Origin of the sequence: Halomonas sp. Mc5H-6, assembly GCF_024124705.1 — a bacterium.
GTDB classification, from domain to species: Bacteria; Pseudomonadota; Gammaproteobacteria; order Pseudomonadales; family Halomonadaceae; genus Vreelandella; species Vreelandella subterranea.
Genome location: NZ_JAMXSI010000034.1, coordinates 1 through 1,156, shown reverse-complemented (window position 1 = coordinate 1,156; position 1,156 = coordinate 1). Strand labels below are relative to the sequence as shown.

The window sequence follows — 1,156 nt, the reverse complement described above, 5'->3', positions numbered from 1 at the left end:
GCTGACGAGCGGCGGACGGGTGAGTAACGCATAGGAATCTACCCGGTAGTGGGGGATAACCTGGGGAAACCCAGGCTAATACCGCATACGTCCTACGGGAGAAAGGGGGCTTTGGCTCCCGCTATTGGATGAGCCTATGCCGGATTAGCTGGTTGGTGAGGTAATGGCTCACCAAGGCGACGATCCGTAGCTGGTCTGAGAGGATGATCAGCCACATCGGGACTGAGACACGGCCCGAACTCCTACGGGAGGCAGCAGTGGGGAATATTGGACAATGGGGGCAACCCTGATCCAGCCATGCCGCGTGTGTGAAGAAGGCCCTCGGGTTGTAAAGCACTTTCAGCGAGGAAGAACGCCTGTCGGTTAATACCCGGCAGGAAAGACATCACTCGCAGAAGAAGCACCGGCTAACTCCGTGCCAGCAGCCGCGGTAATACGGAGGGTGCAAGCGTTAATCGGAATTACTGGGCGTAAAGCGCGCGTAGGTGGCTTGATAAGCCGGTTGTGAAAGCCCCGGGCTCAACCTGGGAACGGCATCCGGAACTATTAGGCTAGAGTGCAGGAGAGGAAGGTAGAATTCCCGGTGTAGCGGTGAAATGCGTAGAGATCGGGAGGAATACCAGTGGCGAAGGCGGCCTTCTGGACTGACACTGACACTGAGGTGCGAAAGCGTGGGTAGCAAACAGGATTAGATACCCTGGTAGTCCACGCCGTAAACGATGTCGACCAGCCGTTGGGTGCCTAGCGCACTTTGTGGCGAAGTTAACGCGATAAGTCGACCGCCTGGGGAGTACGGCCGCAAGGTTAAAACTCAAATGAATTGACGGGGGCCCGCACAAGCGGTGGAGCATGTGGTTTAATTCGATGCAACGCGAAGAACCTTACCTACCCTTGACATCCTGCGAACTTGTGAGAGATCACTTGGTGCCTTCGGGAGCGCAGAGACAGGTGCTGCATGGCTGTCGTCAGCTCGTGTTGTGAAATGTTGGGTTAAGTCCCGTAACGAGCGCAACCCTTGTCCCTATTTGCCAGCGATTCGGTCGGGAACTCTAGGGAGACTGCCGGTGACAAACCGGAGGAAGGTGGGGACGACGTCAAGTCATCATGGCCCTTACGGGTAGGGCTACACACGTGCTACAATGGCCGGTACAAAGGG

At 56.6% G+C, this 1,156-nt stretch carries 1 rRNA gene; it reads left to right on the top strand.

What is annotated here, in order from left to right:
- A 16S ribosomal RNA gene (locus tag NH395_RS18315) occupies positions 1-1,156 on the top strand; the annotation flags it as partial.